The 23,672-nt window shown below is 72.0% G+C and carries 19 protein-coding genes; 10 read left to right on the top strand and 9 right to left on the bottom strand.

Annotated features, from left to right (window positions below; all coding sequences use genetic code 11):
• Positions 1-55: 55 nt before the first annotated feature.
• The 4 genes from OG520_RS10145 (at position 56) to OG520_RS10160 (ending at position 2,841) form a co-directional block, all read left to right on the top strand.
• Complete coding sequence (locus tag OG520_RS10145) at positions 56-1,669, top strand: FAD-dependent monooxygenase (RefSeq protein ID WP_266427611.1); 1,614 nt, start codon at positions 56-58, stop codon at positions 1,667-1,669.
• A gap of 47 nt (positions 1,670-1,716) precedes the next feature.
• On the top strand, positions 1,717-1,788 hold the full coding sequence (locus tag OG520_RS10150; RefSeq protein ID WP_317852217.1) for a putative leader peptide: 72 nt from the start codon (positions 1,717-1,719) through the stop codon (positions 1,786-1,788).
• A 73-nt stretch (positions 1,789-1,861) separates the two neighbouring features.
• On the top strand, positions 1,862-2,437 hold the full coding sequence (locus OG520_RS10155; RefSeq protein WP_406012957.1) for a cysteine dioxygenase: 576 nt from the start codon (positions 1,862-1,864) through the stop codon (positions 2,435-2,437).
• The gene (locus tag OG520_RS10160) at positions 2,434-2,841 is read left to right on the top strand and encodes a rhodanese-like domain-containing protein (protein ID WP_399330347.1); all 408 of its coding nucleotides are present in this window, start codon (positions 2,434-2,436) and stop codon (positions 2,839-2,841) included. Before OG520_RS10155 ends, OG520_RS10160 begins: the two co-directional genes overlap by 4 nt.
• 154 nt (positions 2,842-2,995) lie before the next feature.
• On the opposite strand, the gene OG520_RS10165 is transcribed toward OG520_RS10160, so the two are convergent.
• On the bottom strand, positions 2,996-5,602 hold the full coding sequence (locus tag OG520_RS10165) for an FtsX-like permease family protein (RefSeq protein WP_406012958.1): 2,607 nt from the start codon (positions 5,600-5,602) through the stop codon (positions 2,996-2,998).
• A gap of 312 nt (positions 5,603-5,914) precedes the next feature.
• Here OG520_RS10165 and OG520_RS10170 point away from each other — a divergent pair, with 312 nt between their 5' ends.
• Positions 5,915-6,577, top strand: coding sequence for a hypothetical protein (locus OG520_RS10170; RefSeq protein WP_406012959.1), 663 nt, complete (start codon positions 5,915-5,917; stop codon positions 6,575-6,577).
• 177 nt (positions 6,578-6,754) lie between these two features.
• Here OG520_RS10170 and recX read toward each other — a convergent pair whose 3' ends face one another.
• The 4 genes from recX to OG520_RS10190 form a co-directional block, all read right to left on the bottom strand.
• Positions 6,755-7,486 carry a recombination regulator RecX gene (recX, locus tag OG520_RS10175; RefSeq protein WP_406012960.1) on the bottom strand — a complete coding sequence of 244 codons (732 nt, stop codon included), beginning with the start codon at positions 7,484-7,486 and terminating at the stop codon, positions 6,755-6,757.
• A 3-nt stretch (positions 7,487-7,489) separates the two neighbouring features.
• Positions 7,490-8,617 (bottom strand): recombinase RecA, encoded by a 1,128-nt coding sequence (recA, locus tag OG520_RS10180; RefSeq protein ID WP_406012961.1) that lies wholly within the window; start codon positions 8,615-8,617, stop codon positions 7,490-7,492.
• 409 nt (positions 8,618-9,026) lie between these two features.
• Complete coding sequence (locus OG520_RS10185) at positions 9,027-10,199, bottom strand: AI-2E family transporter (protein WP_399330597.1); 1,173 nt, start codon at positions 10,197-10,199, stop codon at positions 9,027-9,029.
• A gap of 262 nt (positions 10,200-10,461) precedes the next feature.
• The gene (locus OG520_RS10190; protein ID WP_114247022.1) at positions 10,462-10,656 is read right to left on the bottom strand and encodes a DUF3046 domain-containing protein; all 195 of its coding nucleotides are present in this window, start codon (positions 10,654-10,656) and stop codon (positions 10,462-10,464) included.
• Positions 10,657-10,735: 79 nt separating this feature from the next.
• Between OG520_RS10190 and OG520_RS10195 the strand changes: the two genes are divergently transcribed.
• Complete coding sequence (locus OG520_RS10195; RefSeq protein WP_406012962.1) at positions 10,736-11,650, top strand: hypothetical protein; 915 nt, start codon at positions 10,736-10,738, stop codon at positions 11,648-11,650.
• 29 nt (positions 11,651-11,679) lie between these two features.
• On the opposite strand, the gene OG520_RS10200 is transcribed toward OG520_RS10195, so the two are convergent.
• A complete protein-coding gene (locus OG520_RS10200) occupies positions 11,680-12,957 on the bottom strand; it encodes a PucR family transcriptional regulator (protein ID WP_406012963.1) in 1,278 nt (425 codons plus the stop codon).
• 151 nt (positions 12,958-13,108) lie between these two features.
• Between OG520_RS10200 and OG520_RS10205 the strand changes: the two genes are divergently transcribed.
• Complete coding sequence (locus OG520_RS10205; RefSeq protein ID WP_406012964.1) at positions 13,109-14,506, top strand: alkyl sulfatase dimerization domain-containing protein; 1,398 nt, start codon at positions 13,109-13,111, stop codon at positions 14,504-14,506.
• Positions 14,507-14,508: 2 nt separating this feature from the next.
• A complete protein-coding gene (locus OG520_RS10210; RefSeq protein WP_406016454.1) occupies positions 14,509-15,855 on the top strand; it encodes an MFS transporter in 1,347 nt (448 codons plus the stop codon).
• A 179-nt stretch (positions 15,856-16,034) separates the two neighbouring features.
• On the opposite strand, the gene OG520_RS10215 is transcribed toward OG520_RS10210, so the two are convergent.
• The 3 genes from OG520_RS10215 to OG520_RS10225 are packed head-to-tail and all read right to left on the bottom strand — an operon-like array spanning position 16,035 to position 18,020.
• On the bottom strand, positions 16,035-16,340 hold the full coding sequence (locus tag OG520_RS10215; RefSeq protein WP_406012965.1) for an AzlD domain-containing protein: 306 nt from the start codon (positions 16,338-16,340) through the stop codon (positions 16,035-16,037).
• Positions 16,337-17,140, bottom strand: a complete 804-nt coding sequence (locus OG520_RS10220; RefSeq protein ID WP_406012966.1) for an AzlC family ABC transporter permease — start codon at positions 17,138-17,140, stop codon at positions 16,337-16,339. The genes OG520_RS10215 and OG520_RS10220 overlap by 4 nt, the downstream gene beginning before the upstream one ends.
• 10 nt (positions 17,141-17,150) lie before the next feature.
• Positions 17,151-18,020, bottom strand: a complete 870-nt coding sequence (locus tag OG520_RS10225; RefSeq protein ID WP_406012967.1) for an AraC family transcriptional regulator — start codon at positions 18,018-18,020, stop codon at positions 17,151-17,153.
• Between the two features lie 81 nt (positions 18,021-18,101).
• Here OG520_RS10225 and OG520_RS10230 point away from each other — a divergent pair, with 81 nt between their 5' ends.
• On the top strand, positions 18,102-22,769 hold the full coding sequence (locus OG520_RS10230) for a DEAD/DEAH box helicase (protein ID WP_406012968.1): 4,668 nt from the start codon (positions 18,102-18,104) through the stop codon (positions 22,767-22,769).
• Positions 22,770-22,864: 95 nt separating this feature from the next.
• Positions 22,865-23,671 carry a DNA-formamidopyrimidine glycosylase family protein gene (locus OG520_RS10235; protein ID WP_399330324.1) on the top strand — a complete coding sequence of 269 codons (807 nt, stop codon included), beginning with the start codon at positions 22,865-22,867 and terminating at the stop codon, positions 23,669-23,671.
• Position 23,672 lies beyond the last annotated feature (1 nt).

Raw genomic sequence — 23,672 nt, forward strand, 5'->3', positions numbered from 1 at the left:
CGCTCGTTCCGTCCGCGTCCTCGGCACCGTCCGCACGGATTCGAGGAGCTGCCCCGTGGACCCGGTGATCGTCATCGGCGCCGGGCCCGTCGGTCTGGTGCTGTCGCTCGCCCTCGCGGCACAAGGCGTTCCCTCCGTCCTTCTCGACGAGGATCCGGGCAAGGACGAGACACGCCCCGCCCGCACCGTGGTGCTGCGCGAGGACACCGCGGCCCTGGTGGAGCGGCTGGGCTGCAAGGCGCTCCGGCACGAGGGGGTGCGGTGGTCCGGGTGGCGGTCGATGCGGCGCAGACAGCTGGTGCGCGAGCTGTCGCTCGGCGAGGACTCCCCCGAGGGTGATCCTTCGCCGGCCCCCGTCCATCTGCCGCAGCACGTACTGACGCGCGGGCTGCGGGACGCGGTGGCCGCGCAGGAGCTGGTGCAGGTGGCCCCGTACGGCCGGATCGACACGCTGGAGCAGGACCCGGCCGGGGTCACGGTGCACACCAGGGAGCCGAACGCGACCTGGTGGCGAGGGAGTTATCTGGTGGGCTGCGACGGCGCCAGGTCCACCGTGCGCAAGCTGCTCGACATCCGGTTCCCCGGTCGTACCGCCGTGGAGCGGCATGCCGTCGCGGCGCTGCGCACCGAGCTTCCCTGGCCCGGACAGGCCGTGCTGCACCGGCTGCCGCCGTGGCGCACCGGCGGCGCCGAGGTGACGGCACGGCCACTGCCGGACGGCGTCTGGCGGCTGGACTGGCTGCTGCCGCCGCGCGGCGAGCTCGTCACCCCGGACGCCCTGATCACGCGGGTCCGGGACACCCTGGCCGGCTGGTGCGGCGAGACACCACCGTACGAACTGCTGGACACCGGCGTGTACACGCTGCACCACCGGCTCGCCCTGCGCTGGCGGGTCGACCGGGCCTTCCTGGCCGGGGACGCCGCCCATCTGCTGGGGGCGCTGGGCACCCAGGGACTCGACGAGGGGCTGCGGGACGCCGAGAACCTGGCCTGGAAGCTGGCCCAGGCCTGGCACCACGGCGCCTCCGACGTACTGCTCGACAGCTACCAGGCCGAGCGCCGGGCAGCGGTCGCCTCGCGGCTGCGCGCCGCTGACCAGTCACTGCCGATACTGCGTGGCGGCGGAGGGCTGCGGACCCTGGTACCGGGGAGCGCACGGGGGCACGACTCGCTGCTCACCGACGGGCATCTGGGATGCGGCCCCCTCGGTGCGCCCCCTTCGTACTCGCATTCGCCCCTTGCGCCCCCGCGCGCCGAGGCGCACACATCTGTGGGTACGCCCCCCGGTGCGCCGGTGGCCGATGTGCGAGTGACGGCGCCCGACGGCACGACCGTGCGGCTTCGGGAACGGCTGGGACAGGGGCATCTGCTGGTGCTCCTGGTGGCGCCCGGCACCGGGGTGTGGGACCGGCGTCACTGGATGACCGCCGGCGTCATGCCCCGCCTCGCGGCGGCCGTCGACGCGCTGCCGGTGAAGGGCGAGCTGCTGGTGACCGAGAGCTATCCGGGGGCGTCGGCCCACACCGTGCTGCTGATCAGGCCGGACGGTCATCTCGTGGCGTCGTTCGGCGGGGTACGGCCCCGGGAGCTCTTCGCGGCGGCGGACGCGGTGCGTGGCGGGGCGGCGCGCGCCTCCGTACGTTCCGACCAGACTGCGGGCATCAATTGACCGCTGCGGACGTACATGGTGTACTCCGAAACGTGACCGACACCGATGTGCGCCTGTGGCGGAGGGTCCATATGGACCTCGTCCGCTATGCGGGCTGCATGTGTCGGCCGTCCTGCTGAATCGCCTTCCCCTGCCCCGCCGTGCGTGCTGCCGCACGGGCGGGCATCCGCGCGAACCCTCAGGACGGTCCCTGTGTCTGCCCCCGCCTCACCCCCTGTAAGCACGCCTGCGCCCGCGTCCGGACCCGCATCCGCGTCCGCGTCCGTCGATGGTTCCGGTCCGACGGCTGCGGAGCTGCTCGATTTCGTCCGCCGTGTCGCCGCCGACGCCGCTATCGTCGCCTCGCTCCCGCTCGATCCCGAAGGCCGCACCTGGGTCCAGCTCGAAGGCCCCGGCGGCAGCGAGGCCTGGCTGATCGGCTGGCCGCCGGGGACCGGCACCGGTTGGCACGACCACGCCGACTCGATCGGCGCCTTCACCACCGCGGCCGGCACCCTCAAGGAGCTGTCGCTGGCCGCCCGGCTGCCCACCGACGGCTGGAAGACCCTCGAACTCACCGAAGGAATCGACCGGTCCCGGGAGTTGGCCACCGGCCAGGGCCGGGCGTTCGGCCGCCACCACGTCCACGAGGTGCTGAACGAGTCCGCCGCGGAACACGCCGTCTCCGTCCACGCGTACTACCCGCCGCTGCCGCGGATCCGGCGTTACAGCCGCACGGGCGACCTGCTCCGCCTGGAGCAGGTCGAACGGCCGGAGGACTGGCAGTGAGCGACGACCGTCGGGGTGGTACGGAGCCGACCGGGATCGACGAGCTGCTGGAACGGGTCCGGGCGGGGTTCGTCAGGGTCGGTCCGCAGGAGGCGGTCGCCGCCGCTGCGGACGGGGCGCTGCTCGTGGACATCCGCTACGCGGAGCTGCGGGAACGGGACGGGCTGATTCCGGGGGCGCTGGTCATCGAGCGCAACGAACTGGAGTGGCGGCTCGATCCGCAGGGAAGTCACCGGGCCCCGCAGGCGGTGAGCCACGATCTCCGGATCGTGGTGGTCTGCAACGAGGGTTATGCGTCGAGCCTCGCCGTCGCGTCCCTGCGACAGCTGGGGCTGCACCGGGCGACGGATCTGATCGGCGGGTTCCAGGCATGGCGTGCCGCGGGACTGCCGGTCGAGACGTGACGGACAGGGTTCGGGGTGACGATCGCGGTTCGGAGTGACGGGTCGGGCTCGGAGTGACAGGTCGGGCTCGGAGTGACAGGTCAGGCTCGGGGTCCCGCTGAGGAACCCCGACGCCGGACGCGTCGGGGGTCACCGCCGGGGGTCGCCGTCGAGGTCACTGCCTGGCCGTGGCCGCCTCCACCGGCCGGACCCTGAGTGCGAGTCGGCCGGGCAGCGCGGTGGCGGCCAGTGCCAGCAGTGCGGCGGCGCCCACCACCGTCGCGTACAGCAGCGGCAGGACGGTGGGCGCCGCGCTGCCGGTCATGCCGATACTGAAGGCGGTCAGCACGGCCAGTGCGATCCCGCTGCCGAGGGCTGCGGCGATCAGCAGCACCGACAGGGCCTCGACGCGGAGCATCCGCAGAACCTGACGCCGGGTCGCGCCGGCCAGTCTGAGCATGGCGAACTCCCTGATGCGCTCGGACACGGACATGGCAAGGGTGTTGACGACGGCGATGGCGGTGAAGGCCAGGATCAGGCCCATGGCGAGGTGGTTGACCGCCGCGTTCTCCTGCTGCCGGTCCGCCTGGAGCCGATCGGCGGTTTCCGGTGACATGACGGAGACACCGGGAAACTGCTTGAGCACGGCGGCGAGTTCGTCACGACTGCCGTGACCGGCGACCAGAACGGTGGCGGCGAGCGGATTGTCCATGTGGCGGGCGAGCAGGTCATGAGGCAGCGTCAGGTCGCCGAAGCCCAGCCCGCGACTGTAGACGGCGGCGACGGTGAGAGTCGCGGGGGTGCCGTCGCCGAGGTGGAGGCTCAGCTCGCTGCCGGGGCGGAGGCCGAGCCGGTCGGCGGCGAGTTCGCTGATCGCGGCGGCGTCGTGGCCGCGGGTGAACGCGGTGAGCGATCCGCTCGTGACGTCCGGGTTCCAGGTGCGGGTGAGACCGGCCTGGGTGACGCCCTGGGCCTGGTACTTGTCGAGGCCGACGCGCACGGTGGTCCGCACGACCTCCGTGGCAGCCGTGACGCCCGGCGCCCCGCGGACCGTCCCGGCAGCCTCGGACGGGACACCCGGCCCCCGCGCGGCCAGCACCCAGGTGGCGCGGACGCCGTCGCGGGCCTGGGCACGGGCGGCGTCCCCGAGGGTCGGCTGAACGAAGAGAACCGTGCAGGTCATCCCGATGAGCAGGGTGAGCGGGGTGACGACGGAAGCCATCCGGGCGGAGTTCCCGCGGATGTTGGCGGTCGCGAGAGGTCCCCCCGGACCCGCCAGTCGGAGCGGCCCCGCGAGCAGTGCGGACGCGAACCTCACCAGGTACGGCCCCAGCAGTGACACGGCCGTGGCCGATACGACGACGGCGAGGAATGTGACGGGGGTCGCGGCGGCCTCGGTACGCAGCACGCTCAGTACGCCGACGAGAACGGCTCCGCCCGTGAGCAGCACCAGCCCCGCCACAATCCGGCCCCGGGCCGGACCACGCTCGACGGCGGACTCGGCCATGGCCTCGGCGGGCCGGATACGGGCGATGCGGCGGCCGGAGATCCTCGCCGCCGCCCAGGCACCGACAAGGGTGACGGCGAGCGCCGCGCAGGCCGGGAAGATGCCTGCGGTGCGTTCCAGAGTGACCGGAATTGCGCCCATGTCGACAAATCGACCGTGCAACCAGCCGGCGAGGGGCAGCCCGGCGAGCGCGCCGAGCACACCGGCTGCGGCTCCGACGGCCAGGGCCTCGCGGCCGAGGAGGCGTCGGATCTGGCGCGGGGTCGCGGCGATGGCGCGGAGCAGGGCCAATTCACGGTGGCGTTGCTGGATGGAGAGCGCGAAGGTCCCGACCACGACGAGGACCGCGACCAGGAGGGACGTGCCGCCCATGGCGCCTCCCATGGAGACCAGCTTGATACGGGCGCCCGCGGCGTCCAGGAATTCGACGGGGCCCCGGGCCTCACCGGTGGCGACCTGGGCGGAGGTTCCCTTGAGCGCCTGCTCGACCTGCTGCTTCAGCCGCGCGAGGTCGGTTCCGGACGCGGGCGTCACGCCGAGAGCGGCGATCCGGCCGGGGCGGGCGGCGAGGCGCTCCGCCTCGGCGGAGGAGAAGAAGAGCGAGGTCTGCTGCCGGAGGTCGCTCCGCCCGGCCGGGGCCGCGATCCCACTGATGCGGTACGGGCGGGGAGCGCTGGTGGACTGGACCGTGAGCCGGTCCCCGGTCTTCAGGCCGTTCCGTTCGGCGAGGGCGCGGTCGATCACCACGTCGTCATCGGCGGAGGGAGCACGGCCCGCGACGAGACGGAAGGGCGTCAGCGGGGCGGAGGCCCAGGAGTGGCCGTAGGAGGGACGAGCGGAGAGGTGGGCCAAGGGGTGGGGCTCGGACTGGGCCACGCGTTTGCTCATGGACCGGCTGCTCATGGACCGGCTGCTCATGGGCTGAGCCATGAAGGTCAGCTCGGGTACGGCCTTGTCCACGCCTTCCAGGGCGCTGACCCGGTCGACGACGTCTGCGGGGAGCCAGGCACGCTCGGCAACCGGCTTCGCCTTGTGCTTGACCTTGGTCTTTCCATTGCCCTTGTGCTTGACCGTGGTGCGGTGGACGTTCTGGTCGGCGGAGACCACGAGCGGCGCGGCCGCGTAGCGCTCGGTGGCGATCCTTCCGCGCAGGCCGGTCTCCAGCAGCGTGCCGCAGGCGGTGATCAGAGCGGCGGCGCACAGGAGAGCCAGGAAGGCACCGAGGAACCCGCCTTTGCGGTCCCGGATCGTCTGTAAGGCATAGCGCAGCATCATCGTGCGTCCGTCTTTCTTCCGTTGTCGTGCTCCTGGGTCACGGCCGACGGCGGTGCCGGGGTCCCGGCCGGGGCCGGGACCCCGGCGGTGTGCGGCTTCTCCGTCATGCGTCACACAGTGCTCCGTGAACGGATGCCTGCGCACTGGAGCGTGCCCGTGTGTTCGTGCGGGGGGCTGCCCCCCGTATGCCGCCGGCCGTTCCCCCGAATCCGCCCCGACACACCCGAATGCCACGCTCCGGTGGAGCGATCCCCGTACCTGACGGACATTCACCTCAACGCCAAGGACCGACGTGACGGAGGCCTCGCACTCATGCCGACCCCCACCCTCACCGCCGAACAGCTGGACGCTCAGGCCGCTCGCCTCCATGACACCGAGGCATGGCAGCAGATCATCACCGGCTGGGACACCACGGCCCCCGCCCCCGTGCGGCCGTCCGTCCCGGCCCCTGTACGGCCGCCCTCCCCCGACGCCGCGGAACAGCCGCCGGACCGTCGGCCGGCCGACTGGCGCGACCTGCTGTCCGTACCGGTCGACCAGCTCATCGCCGACTCCGTCCGCGCCCTGCCGGCGACGGCCCCGCGCGAACGGCCGCTTCCCGGACGTCTGGGCGCGGTCCTCCCCGACCGGCTCCACTCCTGGCGCCGCATCGGCCAGCCCGAGGTACGGCCCTCCACGCATCTCGCCTACGCAAGGCAGATCCTGGCCGAATGGGGCTGGCAGAACACCCCGTACCGGCTCCGCAACGCCCGCGGCGCACGGTGCATCTGCGGCGCCCTCCTCACTGCGCACCGCCTGGGCTACGGCTCCCTCGACACCGTGGACCGGGCCGGTGCCTGGCTCGTCGCCGAGCTCCGCTCCCAGGGCTGGACCGGGCTGATCGGGCCCTGGAACCGCTGCCCCGGCCGCACCGCCGCAGATGCGCTCGCCCTGATCGACGCCACCATCACGCGCGCCGCCCGCGCCGGGCAGTGATCACCGCATCACCGCGTCTCCCCCGCAGTCCGCCTGGCGGGCCCTATCCGAGGCGCTCCCCTCGCCCCACGGCTCCCCCAGCTCCGATGTCCCACCGTCCCGGATCGCGCCCCGTGTTCCTCGCGCGCCCCGTTGTTTTCTCGGACACCCGCATACCCCTGCCCGGTCCGAACCCGGTCAGAAGGGCTCGTCCAGACCCTCCGTGTCCTCGCCCTCTTCCTCCAGCGCCTGCCGCACGACGCGCAGGGCCATGCCCTCCCCGTACCCCTTGCGCGCGAGCATGCCCGCAAGGCGGCGCAACCGCTTGTCGCGGTCCAGGCCACGAGTGGAGCGCAGCTTGCGCGCGACCAGCTCGTGGGCGGTCGTCTCCTCCTGCTCCGAGTCGAGCTGTCCGACCGCCTCGTCGATCACTGCCGAGTCCACGCCCTTGGTGCGCAGCTCACGGACGAGGGCGCGGCGGGCCAGTCCGCGTCCGTGATGCCGGGACTCCACCCAGGCGTCCGCGAACGCCGCATCGTCGATCAACCCGACATCCTCGAAGCGCGAAAGCACTTCTTCGGCCGCCTCGTCCGGAATCTCGCGTTTGCGCAGCGCGTCGGCAAGCTGCTTCCGGGTACGCGGGGTCCCGGTGAGCAGACGCAGGCAGATGTTGCGCGCCTGCTCGACCGGGTCTCGCGGCTCCCCCTCCTCGGCCCTCGACGAGGAGGGGGAGCCGCTGCTCCTGGTGCGGGAGCGGGCACGACGGCCCGCCCCCTCGCCGAATCCGGCGCCCGAGCCCGTGCCGCGACCGCGACCGGCCTCCGGCTCGTACGCATCCTCTGACTCGGTCATGTGCCCGGCGGCGAATGCGTGGCCGGGACCGGCGTGCTGGTCAGTGGCGCCGACCGGCCACTCCGTGCGACGCGTCACGGTCTAGCTCTTGGCCGCCGCGGTCTTGGCCGGCTTGGTCTTGCCGGCCGTAGCGGGCACCGACTTCGCGCTGTCGGCCGGGGTCGTGGCACCGCCCGCCGCGTCCGCACCGGACTCGGCGGCGCTGTCGTCGGGCCTGACGCCGATACCCAGCTTCTCGAGGATCTTCTTCTCGATCTCGTTGGCGAGATCGGGGTTGTCCTTGAGGAAGTTGCGTGCGTTCTCCTTGCCCTGGCCGAGCTGGTCGCCCTCGTAGGTGTACCAGGCGCCCGCCTTGCGGACGAAACCGTGCTCCACGCCCATGTCGATCAGGCCGCCCTCGCGGCTGATGCCCTGGCCGTAGAGGATGTCGAACTCGGCCTGCTTGAACGGCGGCGCGACCTTGTTCTTGACGACCTTGACGCGGGTGCGGTTGCCGACGGCGTCGGTGCCGTCCTTCAGCGTCTCGATCCGGCGGATGTCGAGGCGCACCGAGGCGTAGAACTTGAGCGCCCGGCCACCGGTCGTGGTCTCCGGCGAGCCGAACATCACACCGATCTTCTCGCGGAGCTGGTTGATGAAGATCGCCGTGGTCTTCGACTGGTTGAGCGCGCTGGTGATCTTGCGGAGCGCCTGGCTCATCAGACGCGCCTGCAGACCCACGTGCGAGTCACCCATCTCGCCCTCGATCTCCGCACGCGGCACGAGCGCCGCGACGGAGTCGATGACGATCAGGTCGAGGGCGCCGGAGCGGACCAGCATGTCCACGATCTCGAGGGCCTGCTCGCCGTTGTCCGGCTGGGACAGGATGAGGCTGTCGATGTCGACGCCGAGCTTCTTCGCGTACTCGGGGTCGAGGGCGTGCTCCGCGTCGATGAAGGCGACCGAGCCGCCGAGCTTCTGCGCGTTCGCCACCGCGTGCAGTGTCAGCGTCGTCTTGCCGGAGGACTCCGGTCCGTACACCTCCACCACACGGCCGCGCGGCAGGCCGCCGACGCCGAGGGCCACGTCGAGGGCGGTCGACCCGGTGGGGATAACTTCGATGGGCTCGTTCGGCCGCTCGCCGAGGCGCATCACCGCGCCCTTGCCGAATTGCCGTTCAATCTGTGCGAGTGCGGCGTCCAGCGCCTTCTCGCGGTCGGTTCCTGCCATGGGTTCCACCCGATTTGCTTGAGTCGATCGCTTCACGTCAAAGACGCTAACCCCTGCCACTGACAATGGGCCTCGACGTCCTCCCGGCCTGTGGACAACTCCACGGTCGGGCCCGGGAAAACCCGGCCGGAATCCCATGAGAATGGATGTTCGATTTTGGTGTCAAGCACACCACTCCGGACCGGCCTGCACCCAGAGTAGCCCCCAAGCACCTCGCTTTCGGGCAGTCAAGAACAAGTGATCGACATCATGCCGAATTCCCTCCTCATGGGTACAAAACCGGCAGGAGATGTGGTCTTGGCCGCCCGGACGACACGGGCGCGGGCCGACCCGTCGACGTAACGAACCACCGCTGAGAAGCGGAGCCCGAGAGACCCGAAAGAGCCGGAAAGCCCTGCCGGCGAGAAGGTCAGGCGCGCTCCGGGGCCTCCCGCACCCCGGCACCGCCCTCTCCACCCTCGCCCCCGTCGCTCCCGGAGGCCCGCCAGGAACGGCGCAGCCGTGTGAGCACCGGCTCGCCGCGCCGTAGGCTCCGGCCGTGCATCCGCGGGTCGTCCGTCACGTCGTACCGCTTCACGTACGCGCCGAGGAACGCCTGGAGGGTGGCGACGGCCGGGATCGCGATCAGCGCGCCCACGGCGCCCATCAGGGCCGTGCCCGCGATGACCGATCCGAAGGCGACCGCCGGGTGGATGTCGACGGTCCTGGAGGTGAGCTTGGGCTGCAGGGCGTAGTTCTCGAACTGCTGGTAGACCACGACGAAGCCGAGCACCCACACCGCGTACCAGGGGTCGACGGTGAACGCGATCAGCATCGGCAGAGCGCCTGCCAGATACGTACCGATCGTGGGGATGAACTGGGAGACCAGCCCGACCCAGACGGCGAGCGCGGGCGCGTACGGAACCCCGAGGATCACCAGCAGGATGTAGTGCGCGATTCCGGAGATGAGGGCCATCAGACCGCGCGAGTAGAGGTATCCGCCGGTCTTGTCGACCGCGATCTCCCAGGCCCGCAGGACCTCTGCCTGTCTGGCGGGCGGCAGCACGGAGCACAGGGCGCGCCGCAGCCTGGGGCCGTCGGCCGCGAAGTAGAACGAGAACAGGAAGATCGTCAGCAGACGGAACAGCCCACCGAGCACGGTGGTGGAGATGTCGAGCACTCCGGTCGCGCTGTTCTGGACGTACTTCTGCAGCCAGTCGGAGTGGAGCAGGCTGTCCTGGACCTCGACCCTGGAAAGTTCGGTGTGGAAGGTCTGGTTGACCCAGTTGATCACCGAGTCCAGATACTTCGGGAACTCCTCGACCATGTCGACGATCTGGCCCGCGAGCATCGAGCCGAGCAGTAGGACGAAGCCCACCCCGGCGATCAGCACCATGAGAAAGACCAGGAAGGTGGCGAGGCCGCGGCGCATACCGCGCGCCGACATCCGGCTCACCGCCGGCTCGATGGCAAGCGCCAGGAAGAACGCGATCAGAATGTTGATCAGCAACCCGATGAGCTGGTCGAACGCCCAGCTGCCGAGCCGGAAACAGGCGTAGAGCGCCAGGGCCAGCACCATGGCGCGTGGCAGCCACGCGGGCATGCGTACCGGCCCGTTGCCGGCGGGCGCGGCGGGTGGCGCGGCCGGCGGGACGGGCGGTGCGGAAGGCGGCTGGGTCTGTGCTGTCTCGTCTGTCGGTGCCACGGCTCCAGTCTCGCCTACGACTGTGGCGAGCAACCGCCCGCCCCGGACAACAGCACGGGTCCGGCGGCCGACGGGCCGGGAATCGGTGCAGGTCCGGCCGCTGACGGGCCGGAAATCTGTGCAGGTGGGCCGTGGGCGAACCGGGGATACGAACCTGGAGTCAGCGCTTGTCCGCGGGGATGCCGACCGCCGTGCAGACACCGCGCCAGACGTCCTTGGTTTCCCAGCCCGCGGCCAGCGCCTGGTGCACGGTCTGCCCGCCGAGCTCGGCCATCACATGATCGCGCGCGAAGGAGTCGGCGTACCCCGCACCGAAGTGGTCTGCCATCCGTTCCCAGAAAATCGTCAACCGCATGACCTCAGTATCCCGCTCCTGAGAGTGCAGCCGGGCCGCTACGTCTTGTTGAGAGCGCTTACCGGCCTACGGTCGGTCCATGGCTGGAACCGGAACAAGTCCCCTCAACCGTGCCGAGCAGTTCATCTGGCTCACGGCCCGTGTCCTGGAACAGCGGCGGTTCGCCCATCACTTCCTGGAAGGAAGTGCGGACGCCGTGGAAACCGCACTCGCCGCCTATCTGAACGAGGACAGCGGCTACGGGAACGCGCTCGAACCCGATCTGCGCGGCCCCGTCAGTCAGCCACTGCACACCGCGCACGCGCTCAATGTGCTGGACTCCATCGGGCGCTGCGACGGGCTGCGGGTGGAGCGGATCTGCCGCTTCCTCACCGAGGTGTCGACCAAGGAGGGCGCGCTGCCCGCCCTCCTGCCGACGCAGCGCGGCTATCCCGCCGCGCCGTTCATCCCGATCGTCGACGATCCTCCCGCGGAACTGTTGGCCACCGGACCCGTCGTCGGGCTCCTGCACCGCAACGCGGTGTGGCACGCCTGGCTGTTTCGGGCCACCGACTTCTGCTGGGCCGCGGTGGACGCCCTGGACCGGTCGCACCCGTACGAGATCGAGGCGGCGCTCGCCTTTCTGGACGGCGCCCCGGACCGGGCACGGGCAGAGGCGGCGGCCGACCGGCTCGGGCGGCTGGTGCGGGATCAGCGGCTCGCCGTACTGGATCCGGAGCGGCGCGCCGAGTACCCCGTCGCCACCGGATACGCGCCGGGTGAGCAGCACTTTCCGTACGACTACGCCCGTACACCCGAGTCGCTCGCCCGTCACTGGTTCACCGACGAGGAGCTGTCCCGTTCGCTCGACCATCTCGCGGCCGAGCAGCAGGCGGACGGCGGCTGGCCGGTCAACTGGCGGCAGTGGGCTCCGGGGACGGCTCTGGAGGGACGGCCCATCGTGACGCTCAAGGCGCTTCTGACACTGCGCGCCCATGGACGCAGCCTCGACTGAGGCCCGGTTGTCGGTGCGGGTGCCGGCGGTCAGCCGGCTGCGGAAGCTCCGTCGGGCCCGGCAGTGGTGTCGCGCAGCAGCAGGGCCGCGATGGCGAGCGCGGCGCCGCGTGGCGACGAGGGATCCAGGCCGGTCAGCTCGGTGAGCCTGGCCAGGCGGTTGTCGACGGTGTTGGGGTGCAGCCCCAGCTGAGCCGCCGTGAGGCGTCGGTCCTGGTGCTGCGCCAGGTGGGTGCGGAGGGTCCGCAGCAGTTCGGGGCGGCCGGCGACGGGGTCCAGCAGAGCGGCGATGCGGTGGCTGCTGGGGCCGGGGCGGGACAGATGGAATTCGAGGAGCACGTCGTCCAGGACGTGCAGTCCGGGCGGCAGCCCGCAGGTGCGGGCGACCCGGAGGATCTCCACGGCCGTCCGGGACGCCTCGGGGACCGCCTCCGGCGTCGCCGCCGCGACGGCGGTGATCCGGACTTCGGCCCCGCAGGCGCGCGTCAGCCGCTCGGCCAGGTCACCCGGTGGCTCACCTCCGCGTGGTACGACGGCCCGCCCGGCCCCCGCGTCGAAGAGGAAGAGCAGCTCCGCGCCGAATGCCTGGTCGAGCACGGTCTGGACGCGCCGCATCCGGCGCCGTACGGTCACCGCGTTCCCCGGTTGCGGACCGCCCGGTTCCGGACCGCGCGGACCAGCGCCGCCCGAGGCCTCACCCCCCGAGGCCTCACCGGCGTCGGCCGAGGGTTCCAGCGCGACGGCGAGCACGAGCGCGGGCCCGTCGAGGCCGAGCTGCTCCAGCAGGGCGCGGCCGGGTTCCAGCGTTCCGTCGAGAAATCCGCGTACCAGGGAGCGACGCCGCTCGCGCTGTTCCGCCTCCAGCGCGGACCGTTCGTCCATATAGGTCTCGGCCACCGCACCGACCAGGGAGTGGTGCGACCGGAGCAGCAGATCGACCAGTTCGATCAGCGCGTCCTCCTCGCCGGGCTCCGCCGTCTCCCGCAGCAACTGCCACAGGACGTAGACGCCGAGCGCGTGGCTGCGCAGCAGCAGATGCAGCGGCATCCCCTCCTCCGCGCGCTGCGCCGCCCGCTCACGGAAGAGGCGGAGCCCGCCCGGACCGGGGTGCGGTTCGGTGACGCGGCGGAGAAAGAGGCGTACGCCGTACCGGACGGTCGCGGCGATCTCCAGGTCCTTCACATCGTCCGGGAGCCCCGCGTACCCGGGGAGCTGCTCGAAGGACTCACGGGCCATGTGCCGCGCCAGCTCATTGACCCTGGGCTCGCAGCGCAGAGCGAGGACCCTGGCCCTGTCGGACAGCGTCACGTCGGTGCTCCTTCTCCTTGAAGGGTTCCTGTGACGCGTCACAGTACGCAGCCCGTCGAGGTGTGACGAGGACGGGTGTCGCAGGTCACCTCCGGGGCCGACACTCGGGTTCCGGGCCATCCGCCCGCACAGCACCGAAGGAGCCGCAGGTATGACCGAGCACAAGCCGACGGACTATCTCAGCTATATCGACCGGGTCTGGCACGGCGAGGACACACTGCTGGCGCACCTGTCCGGGGCGTACTCCGGCGCGGAGCTGGTATCCGTGCGCGAGCGGGTCGGCTTCCTGCCCGCCTTCGCCAATGTGGCGGTGTTCGACACCGGCGACGGACTGGTGCTGGTGGACTCCGGCGACGTACGGACGGCGGCTCCGCTGCACGAGGCGGTCCGCGCCTTCAGTGAACAGCCGGTCGGTACCGTCGTCTATACGCACGGTCATGTCGACCATGTCTTCGGTGTCGCGCCCTTCGACGAGCAGGCCGACAGCGAGGGTCGCCCCCGTCCCGAGGTGATCGCGCACGAGGCGGTCACGGCCCGCTTCGACCGGTACGTCAGCACTGCGGGCTACAACACCTGGATCAACCGCAGGCAGTTCGGCGTACCGTCGCTGAACTGGCCGTCCACCTACCGCTACCCCGACACCACCTACCGCGACCGGATGACCGTCGTGCGCGGCGATCTGACCTTCGAGCTGGTGCACGCCAAGGGCGAGACCGACGACAGCACCTATGTGTGGGTCCCCGAGCTCAAGACGCTGTGCACCGGTGACCTCTTCATCTGGAACACCCCCAACGCGGGCAATCCGCAGAAGGTGCAGCGGTATCCGGAGGACTGGGCGCGTGCGCTGCGTGCCATGCAGGAGCTCGGCGCCGAACTGCTGCTGCCCGGCCACGGTGTGCCGATCGTCGGCAGGGAGCGGGTGCACCAGGCGCTCGACGACACGGCCCGTCTCCTGGAGTCGCTCTGCGAGCAGACCCGGGACCTGATGAACGCCGGGCACCGGCTCGATGCCGTGCTGCACGGCGTACGGGTGCCCCAGGAACTGCTGCGGAAGCCCTATCTGCATCCCGCCTACGACGAGCCGGAGTTCGTCGTACGCAATCTGTGGCGGCTGTGGGGCGGCTGGTACGACCAGAATCCGGCGCACCTCAAGCCGGCCCCGGACGCCGCGGTCGCCACCGAGTTCGCGAACGCCGCGGGCGGCGCGTCCGTGCTGGCGCAGCGGGCGCTGAAGCTGCTGGAGGAGGGTGAGCCGAGGCTCGCCTCGCATCTGGCGGAGACCGCCGCGCTGGCGGCGCCGGCCGATGTGGAGGTGGCACGGATACGCGCACGGGTCTACGGGCAGCGGGCGGCGTCCGAGACGTCGACCATGGCGCGGGGGGTGTTCAACTGGGCGGCGGCTGAGTCGGCCGCGGTGGCGGAGGGAACCGATCTGGAGACCGAGCTGACCCGCTCCGCCGACGGCAGGAAGCGGGCCGCCGGAATGATCAGCGTGAGTGTCGCGGACGAGGACGGGTGCGGCTGCGGAGCATCCGGGGAGGACGGGTGACCATGCCCGCCGGGGCCGTCGGCCGGCTCCGGGCGGGCGGCGCAACCGCGGTGGAGGAGCGGGCGCACAAGGGCGCCTGGGGCACCACCTGGCTGCTGCTCGCCTTCATGCTGGTCAATTTCGCCGACAAGACCGTCATGGGCCTGGCCGCCGGCCCGATCCGCGACGAGCTGGGGCTGACCCGGGGTGAGTTCGGCACCGCGCAGTCCTCGTTCTTCGCCCTGTTCAGCCTGGCCGCACTGGGGGTGTCGTTCCTGACCCGCCGGGTCCGCACCACCGTGCTGCTGCTCGGCATGGCGCTGCTGTGGTCGGTGGCGCAATTGCCGATGCTGCTCGGCGCCGCCGGTTTCGGGACGCTGGTGGCGACCCGGGTACTGCTCGGTGCGGCCGAAGGACCGGCCGCACCGGTGGCGGTGCACCACCTTCACGGCTGGTTCGGGCAGAAGGAACGGACCCTGCCGACCGCCGTACTGATGGTCGGCGCGGCGGGCGGGGTGGCGCTGTCCGCCCCGCTGCTGACGCTGGTGATCGATGCGTGGGGATGGCGCTGGGCCTTCGGCGTCGTCGGGCTGGCCGGACTGGTGTGGGCGGTGTGCTGGTACGCACGGGGCGAGGAGGGGCCGCTCGCACCGCCACCGGGAACGGCCGACTCCGCCGGCTCCGAGGGGACCGGCCGGGCCGTTCCGTATCTCGGACTGCTGCTCTCCGGCACCTGGCTGACGGCGGCCTTCGGCGCGTTCGCCGCCTACTGGATGCTCTCGGCGGGACTGACCTGGGCGCCCGACTATCTGCACGAGGTTTCTGGGCTGACTGCGAAGCAGTCGGGAGCAGTGGTGACGGCCACCGCCGTCGGCAACGCCGCGGTGCTGCTGACGCACGGGTTGCTGGCACGGCGGGCTTCCCGGAGGGGGACCGCGCCCCGGCTTCCGGCCGGACTCGGCGGTGGTCTCCTGATGTGCGTGGCTTCCCTGTCGATCGCGGTGTTCGCCGAGGTGGACTCCGTGGGTGTGAAGATCGCGCTGATGGTCGGTCCGATGGCGCTGACGAATGTGATCCTCACCGTCTCGCAGACGGCCGTCGCCAGGATCACGCCCGCCGGGCAGCGCGGGGTGGTGCTGGGTGCCCTGGCCTTCGTCTACGCACTCGCCGGAATCCTCTCCCCGCTGGTCACGGGCCGGATGGTGGATGGTGCCGTATCCGTGCCCACGGGCTATCACTCGGCGTATGTGCTGATGGCCGGGCTCGTGGCGGTGGCCGGAGTGCTCGCCGTGTGCTTCCTGCGGCCGGAGAGGGACGCGGCACGGCTGGGCGTGACGGAGACCCCGCCGGCAGGTCCGGCGGCGCACTGAGACCGGCCGTCCACGGGCGCGTGTGTAAGGGGCTCGGGCCAATGGACCGAGCCCCTTACCGAACGCATGCCCCTACCGGAGTCCTACCCCGTACAGGAGGCCTGTACGGGAGGTTTGTACGGGAGGTTTGCATGGCAGGTCCGTACGGGCGACCCGCACGGCAGGCCCCCACGTCGGGTCTAACCGAGGGCACGTACTCCCGCTGTGACCACCACGGCAGAGCCCACAACCACGAGGAAGGGCGCACGCAGGACCAGCGCGAGCGCCGCCGCGGCGAGCCCGGCACCCCTGGCGTCCAGCGCCAGGTGCCGCCCGTCGCCGAACGTCTGCTGCGCGGTGAGGGCTGCCAGCAGTGCCACGGGCAGGAGCGCGGCGAGACGCTGGGCGAGCGGGCGTTCCAGCACACCGGCGGGCACCAGCAGTCCGAGCAGTTTGGCGAGGTAGCAGCCGACTGCGGTCAGCGCGATGGCGATCCAGACGTTCATCGGTTCTCCTCCGTGGCGGCCGTTTCCCGGCTCGTGCCCTTGCGGCGTCCGCTCAGGAAGAGGACGGCGGGGGCGGCGAGCGCCGACAGCAGGACGGGGACGCCCGCGGGCAGCACGGGCAGCAGGCCGAGCGCGAGCAGGACCGCGAGCGCGGCGGTGACGCGTTCTGTGGTGCTCTTCAGCATCGGCGCGAGCAGGGCGAGGAAGACCGCGGGTGAGGCCGCGTCCAGCCCCCAGGTGTCGGTGTCGCCGAGCGCCTCGGCGCCGAGGGCTCCCAGCAGCGTGGTCAGGTTCCACAGCACGTACAGGGTCAGCCCGGTGACGGTGAAGCCGATCCGTGCCGCCCGCCGGGTCGGCTGCGGCAGTGTCACGGCGGTCGTCTCGTCGATGACCCACTGGGCGGCGAAGGGGCGGAGCGCCCGCGGGAGCGCCAGCAGCTGCGACAGCCGCAGACCGTAGAACGAGTTGCGCACGCCGAGGAAGAAGGCTCCGGCAGCCGCGGTATAGGGGTTGCCACCCGCGGCGAGGGCGCCGACGAGGGCGAACTGCGAGGCGCCGGTGAAGACGGCGAGGCTGAGCGCGCAGGTCTGCAGCAGGCTCAGTCCGGAACCGGCCGAGGTCACGCCGAAGGCGAAGCCGGAGAGTCCGACGGCTATGCCGACACCGAGCGCATCGCGTACGACGGCCGTGTCCGGCTTCGCCCCGGCCGCGTCCGGCTGCGCTCCGGGGCCGGAGGCGTTGCCGTGGGGTGCGTCGGCCGATGCGCCGACGCCCTCTGGGAGTGTTGTCTGTTCTGCCACGACCGGAACGCTACGTGGGCAGATCGGGACCGGTCTTGTACGTTCTTGCACGTTCGCGCTGGTACGCGCCGGGCGGTACTCCCACGATCCGGGTGAAGTGTCGGTTGAGATGCGGCTGATCGGTGAAGCCGACCTCGGCGGCCGCCCGCGCGGGCGCCGTCCCCGCGTCGAGCATCCGGCGCGCCGCCCGCACCCGGGCATCGGTGAGCCAGGCGTGCGGCGGCATCCCGTACTGCTTCTTGAAGGCCCTCAGCAGCGCGAACGGACTGGTGCCCAGCTCCGCCGCCAGCGCCTCCAGGGTGGGCGGCGCCGCCATCCTGCCCTCCAGCACCGCACGTGCCCGCGCCGCGTCGCGCGCGCCCGCCGAGCGGGGCGCGCGGGCGGGCAGCACGCTGCCGTGCCGGCTGAGCAGCAGTGTGACCATGACCCGCAGCACCGTGTCGGCGGCGAGCGCGTTTCCCTCCTCGGCCGCCCGGTGGACCTCGCCGATCAGCCGGGCCACATACGGGTCCACGACGCTGGTCTCGCTGAATCCGACCGTGCCGCGCAGGCTCGTCGTGTCGGCCGCGATGTCGTTGACCACCTGCGAGGACGGGTACAGCGTGGCGTACACCCAGCCCTCGGGCACACCCGCGCGGGCGGTGTGCGGAACCTCCGGGTTGATCATGACCACGGTGCCGGGGCCGGCATGGACGGCGCCGCCCGGCAGCCCGACGTCCTCCACCCCGCGGCTGATGGTGCCGAAGACATAGCCCTCGTGGCTGTGGCGCGGGAAGGTGTGGCGCACATACCGGGCGCGCAGCAGATCGAGGTCGGGCAGTTCCGCGTACTGCCAGTACCGCGCCCACTCCCCCGATCCCGACTCCGGTATCACCGCCATGAACGAATTCTCGCAGTTCCGGGGCGGGGCCGCCGAGGGTGGTCGGGGCCGTTGTCAGTGGCGGGGTGCACGATGGGGGACATGGTCGGCTCTGCGCTCGATTCGTTCTCACCCGCGACCCGCGGCTGGTTCGCGGGTGCCTTCAGCGCGCCCACCGCGGCGCAGGAGGGTGCCTGGCGCGCGATCGGCGAGGGTTCGGACGTGCTCGTCGTCGCACCGACCGGTTCCGGCAAGACCCTCGCCGCGTTTCTCGCCGCGCTGGACACCCTGGCATCCGTCCCGCCGCCCGCCGAGGCGAAGAAGCGCTGCCGCGTGCTGTACGTGTCGCCCCTCAAGGCACTCGCGGTCGATGTCGAGCGCAACCTCCGCTCCCCGCTGACCGGCATCCGCCAGGAGTCGGTGCGCCTGGGACTGCCCGAGCCCGAGGTCCGGGTGGGAATCCGTTCCGGCGACACCCCGCCCGCCGAGCGCCGCTCGATGGCGACCCGGCCGCCGGACATCCTGATCACCACGCCCGAATCACTGTTCCTGATGCTGACGTCCTCCACCCGGGAGGCGCTGTCCGGTGTCGAGACGGTGATCCTCGACGAGGTCCACGCCGTCGCGGGCACGAAGCGGGGCGCCCATCTCGCCGTGTCGCTGGAGCGTCTCGACGAGCTGCTGCCGCGTCCCGCACGGCGGATCGGCCTGTCGGCGACGGTCCGTCCGGTCGACGAGGTGGCGCGCTTCCTCTCGCCCCGGCGCAAGGTGGAGATCGTCCAGCCGCCGTCCACCAAGCGGTTCGACCTGTCGGTGGTCATGCCGGTCGAGGATCTGGGTGAGCTCGGCGGCTCCCCCGCCACCGACACCGACCAGGCCGGCCAGGCGGACAAGCCGTCGATCTGGCCCCACGTCGAGGAGCGGATCGTCGACCTCGTCCAGCAGCATCGCTCCACCATCGTCTTCGCCAATTCCCGCCGCCTCGCCGAGCGGCTGTGCAACCGCCTCAACGAGATCGCGTACGAGCGGCTCACCGGCGAGACGATCGCCGAGTCCCACTCCCCCGCCGAGATCATGGCCGAGTCCGGTGCGGCGAAGGGTGCCCCCGCGCTGCTCGCCCGCGCCCACCACGGTTCGGTCTCCAAGGAACAGCGCTCCCAGGTGGAGGAGGACCTCAAGGCGGGCCGACTGCCGGCCGTCGTCGCCACCTCCAGTCTGGAGCTGGGCATCGACATGGGAGCGGTCGACCTCGTGATCCAGGTGGAGTCACCGCCGTCGGTCGCCTCCGGCCTGCAACGGGTCGGCCGGGCCGGACACCAGGTCGGCGCGGTCTCCACCGGAGTGGTCTTCCCCAAGTACCGGGGCGATCTGGTGCAGGCTGCCGTGGTCACCGAGCGGATGCGCGAGGGGTCCATCGAGGCGCTCCGGGTCCCGTCCAACCCGCTGGACGTGCTGGCCCAGCAGTTGGTCGCCATGGTCGCTCTGGACAGCTGGCAGGTGGACGACCTGCTGGCGGTGTTCCGCCGCGCCGCGCCCTTCGCCTCCCTGCCCGAGTCCGCGTTCACCGCCGTGCTGGACATGCTCGCCGGCCGCTACCCCTCCGACGCCTTCGCCGAGCTGCGCCCGCGTGTGGTCTGGGACCGGGTGGCCGGTACGGTCACCGGCCGCCCGGGGGCACAGCGGCTCGCCGTCACCTCCGGGGGAACGATCCCCGACCGGGGGCTCTTCGGAGTCTTCCTCGCGGGAGCCGACCCCAAGAAGGGCGGCGGCCGGGTCGGTGAGCTCGACGAGGAGATGGTGTACGAGTCCCGGGTCGGCGATGTCTTCACGCTCGGCACCACGTCCTGGCGGATCGAGGACATCACCCGCGACCGGGTCCTGGTTTCGCCCGCCCCCGGCGTTCCCGGTCGGCTGCCGTTCTGGAAGGGCGACCAACTGGGCCGCCCGCTGGAGCTGGGGCGCGCGCTCGGGGCCTTTCTCCGCGAGATCGGCGGGCTGTCGCCGCAGGACGCCCGGGAGCGCCTGCTCGCCGCCGGTCTCGACACCTGGGCCGCCGACAACACCCTGTCGTACATCGACGAACAGCGCCGCGCCTGCGGCCATGTGCCGGACGACCGGACCATCCTCGTCGAACGTTTCCGTGACGAGCTGGGTGACTGGCGGGTCGTGGTCCACTCCCCGTTCGGCGCGCAGGTGCACGCGCCGTGGGCGCTGGCGCTGAGCGCCCGCCTCTCCGAGCGGTACGGCATGGACGCCCAGGTGATGCATGCCGACGACGGCATCGTGCTGCGGCTGCCCGACGCCGACCTGATGGGTCTGGACCTCCTGGACTTCGATCCCGCGCAGGACCTCGCCCGTACCCCGGCCCAGGACCCGGTACCGCTGCCCGGCCCCTCGCACGACAGCGAACAACCACCCGTCGGCGCGGCGGACGTGACGTTCGATCAGGGCGAGATCGGCCAGATCGTCACCGACCAGGTCGGCGGTTCGGCGCTGTTCGCCTCCCGGTTCCGCGAGTGCGCGGCCCGCGCCCTGCTGCTCCCGCGTCGCAGCCCCGGCAAGCGCACCCCGCTGTGGCAGCAGCGCCAGCGTGCCGCGCAGCTCCTCCAGGTCGCGTCGGAGTTCGGCTCCTTCCCGATCGTCCTGGAAGCGGTCCGCGAATGTCTCCAGGACGTCTTCGACGTCCCCGGGCTCACGGAGCTCATGGGCGATCTCGAAGCACGCCGTGTCCGGCTGGTCGAGGTGACCACCCCCGAGCCCTCGCCCTTCGCGCGCTCGCTCCTGTTCGGCTACGTCGCCCAGTTCCTGTACGAGGGCGACTCACCCCTGGCCGAACGGCGGGCCGCCGCCCTCTCCCTCGACTCCCATCTGCTGGCGGAGCTCCTCGGCCAGGCGGAGCTGCGCGAGCTGCTCGACGCCGGTGTCCTGACCGAGCTGGAGCAGGAGCTCCAATGGCTGACCGAGGACCGCCGGATCAAGGACGTCGAAGGCGTCGCCGACCTCCTGCGGGTCCTCGGCCCGCTCACCGACGAGGAGCTGGCGGAGCGCGGCGCCCGCCCGTCATGGGCGCCGGAGCTGTCCGCGGCCCGCCGGGCCATCCGGGTCCGGATCGGCGGCGCCGACCACTGGGCCGCGATCGAGGACGCGGGCCGCCTGCGGGACGCCTTGGGCACCGCCCTCCCGGTCGGCGTCCCCGAGGCGTTCACCGAGCCGGTGAAGGACCCCCTGGGCGATCTCCTCGGCCGGTACGCCCGTACGCACGGCCCGTTCACCTCCACCGAGGCCGCCACCCGCTTCGGCCTCGGCACCGCTGTCACGGACGGGGCGCTGCAACGGCTCTCCGCGTCCGGCCGGACCGTCCAGGGCGAGTTCCATCCCGCCGGTATCGGCCAGGAGTGGTGCGACGCCACCGTGTTGCGCCGGCTGCGCCGCCGTTCGCTCGCCGCGCTCCGCCACGAGCTGGAGCCGGTCCCGCCCGCCGCGCTCGCCGGCTTCCTCCCCCAGTGGCAGCACCTGGGCAACAACAGCCTGCGCGGAATCGACGGACTGGCCCGCGCCATCGAGCAGTTGCAGGGCGCGCCCGTCCCGGCGTCGGCGCTGGAGAAGCTGATCCTGCCGGGCCGGGTCACGGGCTACACCCCCGCGCTGCTCGACGAGCTGACCACCACCGGCGAGGTCGTCTGGGCCGGCGCCGGCGCCCTCCCGGGCAAGGACGGCTGGTTGTCCCTCTATCTCGCCGACAGCGCACCCCTGCTCCTCCCGCCTCCGCACCCGCTGGAGCTCAGCGCGTTGCACGAATCCGTCCTGACCACCCTGAGCGGCGGGTACGGGCTGTTCTTCCGGCAGATCGCCGATCAGGTCCGCGCCACCACACATCCGGACTGCACCGATCCGCAACTGGCCGATGCCGTCTGGGGGCTGGCCTGGTCGGGCCGGCTCACCAATGACACGCTCGCCCCGCTGCGCTCGCTCCTCGGCTCCGGTCGTACGGCGGGGTCGACCGCCCACCGCGCCAGACGCAGTGTCCCGCGCGGGCGTTACGGCTCGCTCACCGCCGCCGCCCGGCCCGCGTCCCGCACCGGCCCGCCCACCGTCTCGGGCCGCTGGTCCCTGCTGCCCGCCACCGAACCCGACCCCACACACCGTGCCCATGCCCTGGCCCGCACACTCCTCGACCGCCACGGAGTGGTGACCCGCGGCGCGGTCCAGGCCGAGGGCGTCGAAGGCGGCTTCTCCGCCACGTACCGCATCCTGTCCGCCTTCGAGGACAACGGGCAGGCCCGGCGCGGCTACGTGGTCGAAGGGCTGGGGGCGGCACAGTTCGCGATGGACGGCGCGGTGGACCGGCTGCGTGCCACATCCACCGCCCGCGACCGTGCGGAGCCGGGCGCAGCGCCCCGTGCTCTGCTCCTCGCCGCGGCGGACCCGGCCAATGCCTACGGCGCGGCCCTGCCCTGGCCCGAGCCGCCGGACGGGGCCGGGCACAAACCCGGCCGCAAGGCGGGCGCCCTGGTGGTGCTGGTCGACGGCGAGCTGGCGATGTACATGGAGCGCGGCGGCAAGACGCTGCTGGCCTGGCCCACCGACCCGGACGACCCCGCTCTCCTCGCGGCAGCGGGAGCACTGGCGGCGGCCGCCCGCGCGGGGGCGCTCGGCACGGTCACGGTGGAGCGCACCAACGGCGCACCGTCCCTGACCTCCCCGCTCGGCCGCACGCTGGAGGCGGCCGGCTTCCTCGCCACCCCGAGGGGGCTCCGCCTGCGCGCCTGAACCACCGGCGCACCCCACTCCTCGTACACCGCACCGCGCACCCCCACACCACGCACACCAGCCCACACCCCCTCCCCGCCCCGCATCATGGAGGCATGCCCGAAGGAGACACCGTCCTGCAGACGGCCAAACGTCTGCACACCGCACTCGCCGGTCAGGTCCTCACCCGCTCCGACCTGCGCGTGCCCCGGTTCGCCACCGCCGACCTCACCGGCCGGACGGTTCTGGACGTCATCTCGCGCGGCAAGCATCTCCTCACCCGTATCGAGGGCGGCCTCACCCTTCACAGCCACCTCCGGATGGACGGTGCCTGGTGCGTCTACGCCGCGGGCGAGCGCTGGCGCGGTGGCCCCGCCCACCAGATCCGTGCCGTCCTCGCCAACGCGGAGCACACCGCCGTCGGCTACCGGCTGCCGGTCCTCGAACTCCTCCGCACCCGGGACGAGGTGAAGGCGGTCGGTCATCTCGGCCCCGATCTGCTGGGCCCGGACTGGGACCCCGACACCGCTCTGCACAATCTGCTCGCCGCCCCCGACCGCCCCCTCGGCGAAGCCCTGCTGGACCAGCGCAACCTGGCCGGAATCGGCAACATCTACAAGGCCGAGCTCTGCTTCCTGGCCCGCGCCACCCCCTGGCTCCCCGTCGGCGACCTGGCCGCCCCCACTGCCGCCCGCCTGGTCACGACAGCCAAACAGCTGCTCGAAGCCAACCGCGACCGCCCGATGCGCACGACCACGACCACGAGCACGGCCCCACGTGGATACGGCCCGAAAGAACGGCTCTGGGTCTACGGCAGGGCCAACCGCCCCTGCCTGCGCTGCGGCACGCCCATCCGCTCGGCAGATCAGGACACCCGCCCCACCTACTGGTGTCCGCGCTGCCAGTCAGGCCCCACACACTAGT

The organism is Streptomyces sp. NBC_00984 (assembly GCF_045162475.1).
Lineage (GTDB): Bacteria > Actinomycetota > Actinomycetes > Streptomycetales > Streptomycetaceae > Streptomyces.